This is a genomic window from Streptomyces sp. NPDC059456 (assembly GCF_042750055.1).
In the GTDB taxonomy this organism is placed as follows: Bacteria; Actinomycetota; Actinomycetes; order Streptomycetales; family Streptomycetaceae; genus Streptomyces.
Map to the genome: position 1 here is coordinate 8,657 of NZ_JBHYVA010000240.1, position 2,393 is coordinate 11,049.

The window sequence follows — 2,393 nt, forward strand, 5'->3', positions numbered from 1 at the left end:
TCGAGGACCTGGCCGAGGAGAGCCGGGGCGGCCGGGCCTGGACGGCCGCCGAGTCGGCCCTGGGACGGGAGGCGATGACGACGCTGCTGGCCGCGGGCCGGCTGCCGGCGGCCCGGGCCGTGTGGGACCGGCTGCGGCCGGCGCTCCGGGAGGAGGGCCGGTTCCGGCTGCTGGCGGCCCGGCTGCTGGCGGCGGAGGGGCATGTGGGCGCGGCACGGCGGGTGTTCGAGGAGGGCTTCGAACTGCCCGACCTCCGCGAGGGGGACGAGATCCTCTCGGAGGTCTGGGCGCGCGTGACGCACCGCCCGCTGCCCCGGTCGTACGACTTCCGCATGCGCCCGCCGCTGTAGGGCTGCCTGACCGGGCAGGGCCGGGGCGGTCCGGGCCGCGCGGTCCGGGCCGCGCGGGTCAGCCGGGCGGGTCGGCCGGGGCAGGCGGGCGGGTCAGCCGGGTCAGCCGGGTCAGCCAGGGCAGGCGGACCGGGTCGGGCGGGTCAGCCGGGCCGGGTCAGGCCCTGGCCAGGATTTCGCCGTTCAGGACCGAGAACCACGCGTCCGGGGCCGCGCCCCAGCGGTGCCAGGCCTCGGCGATGGCGGCCAGCCCGGCCGGGGTCGCGTGGCCCGCGCCCGTCGCGAGGGACGCGTACGCCGAGGCCGTCGTGCGCTCCGCCCACAGGCCGGACCACCACGCGGTCTCCTCGGGCGTGGCGTAGCACCAGGCCGTCGCCGACGAGGCCACCTGCGTGAAGCCCGCCGCCCTCGCCCAGGACAGCAGCCGGCGCCCGGCGTCCGGCTCGCCGCCGTTCGCGCGGGCCACCCGCCGGTACAGGCCCAGCCACTCGTCCAGCACCGGCTCCGCCGGATACCAGGTCATCGCCGCGTAGTCGGCGTCCCGGGCGGCCACGATCCCGCCCGGCCGGCACACCCGCCGCATCTCCCGCAGGGCCTGCACCGGATCGCCGACGTGCTGGAGCACCTGGTGGGCGTGGACCACGTCGAAGGAGCCGTCCGGGAAGTCCAGGGCGTGGACGTCCGCCGTGGCGAAGGTGACCACCCCGTCCAGGCCGCGCTCCCGTACGTACTCCGCGGCCTGCTCCAGGACGTCGCGCGCCGCGTCGACTGCCGTGACCCGGCCGCCCGGCGCGACCAGTTCCGCCAGGTCCGCCGTGATCGTGCCCGGGCCGCAGCCCACGTCCAGGACCGACATCCCCGGCCGCAGCTCGCCGATCAGGTACGCCGCGGAGTTCGCGGCGGTGCGCCAGCGGTGCGAGCGCAGCACGGACTCGTGGTGGCCGTGCGTGTAGACGGCCGATTCCCTGGCGTTCATGGACCGACTCCTCCTCGTCGTCGAAGCGTTGTGATCACGGTAGGGGATGGGCCCGTCATATGAGACCCGTGTTTTGACATGTGGACAGAAGGCTTGTGTGGCAAGGGGACTGGCCGGGTCGGTGGCAGGGTGCAGCGCGGGCGAGGACAGTGGGCTACGGAAGCCGGCATCCCGGCGGAGGGCGGTGAGGGCCGTGCCGGACACGCTGCTCGAACAGCACGCCGATGCCCTGCGGCTGTTCGGCGCGCGGGTGCGCGCCGTCGGGGCCGGCCCGTGGGACGCCCCGACCCCCTGCACGCAGTGGTCCGTGCGCGACCTGGTCAACCACGTCACCGGCGAGCAGCTGTGGATCCCGCCGATGGTCACCGAGGGGCGCACCGTCGAGGAGATCGGCGACGCGTTCTCCGGCGACGTGCTCGGCGCGGACCCAACCGGCGCCTGGGAGCGGGCCGCGGTCGCCGCCCATGCCGCCTTCGCCGCGCCCGGGGCCCTGGAGTGCACCGTCAGGCTGTCGTACGGGCCCGTCCTGGGCAGGGCGTACTGCGCCGAGCAGACCGCCGACTGCATCGTCCACGCATGGGACCTCGCGCGGGGCACCGGCGCCGACGACCGGCTCCCCGCCGGTCTCGTCGCGTTCGCCCTCCAGGAAGTCCTGCCGTACGCCGACGGGCTCGCGGCCAGTGGGATGTTCGCGGCGCCGCTGGAGGTCCCGGCGGAGGCGGACGCCCAGACCCGGCTGCTGGCCCTGGTGGGCCGGCAGGGCTGAAACCCCGGACCGCCCACCGCCGGGACGAGAACAGGCGTACCCCTGCGTATCGCCGTATAAAGGGCATGTTCGCAAGGCTGTCGTCAGCCGGTGGCGGGCGCGGGCCGGACCGGGGAAGGCGGGGCGAGGTGTCGGGGATGCAGCGCACGGCGGAGGGCCGAGGCCCGGTCCGGTACGGGCCTCCCGCGCCCGAGCCCGGCCTGCCCGTGCTCCCCGAGCTCACCGCCGTGTTCGCGGCCGCGGCCGAGCGGGCCGCCCCCGAACCCGCCGGCGGCGGGCGGCCCGCGCGCGAGGGCGCCGG

Annotated in this window: 2 protein-coding genes and 1 pseudogene; 2 read left to right on the forward strand and 1 reads right to left on the reverse strand. The window is 76.7% G+C overall.

Annotation, left to right across the window (positions count from 1 at the left end; all coding sequences use genetic code 11):
• Positions 1–350 (forward strand): annotated as a pseudogene (locus ACFXA3_RS21420) (DUF5107 domain-containing protein); the annotation flags it as partial.
• A gap of 157 nt (positions 351–507) precedes the next feature.
• Here the strand turns inward: ACFXA3_RS21420 and ACFXA3_RS21425 are convergent.
• Positions 508–1,326, reverse strand: a complete 819-nt coding sequence (locus ACFXA3_RS21425) for a methyltransferase domain-containing protein (protein WP_385188927.1) — start codon at positions 1,324–1,326, stop codon at positions 508–510.
• Positions 1,327–1,519: 193 nt separating this feature from the next.
• Here ACFXA3_RS21425 and ACFXA3_RS21430 point away from each other — a divergent pair, with 193 nt between their 5' ends.
• Positions 1,520–2,092: a TIGR03086 family metal-binding protein gene (locus ACFXA3_RS21430; protein ID WP_385188929.1), complete on the forward strand. Its 573-nt coding sequence runs from the start codon at positions 1,520–1,522 to the stop codon at positions 2,090–2,092.
• The last annotated feature ends 301 nt before the right edge of the window (positions 2,093–2,393 follow it).

Bases quoted from the DNA above. Each gene is read 5' to 3' on its own strand.
- ACFXA3_RS21425 (WP_385188927.1), bottom strand. From the start codon at position 1,326: ATGAACGCCAGGGAATCGGCCGTCTACACGCACGGCCACCACGAGTCC.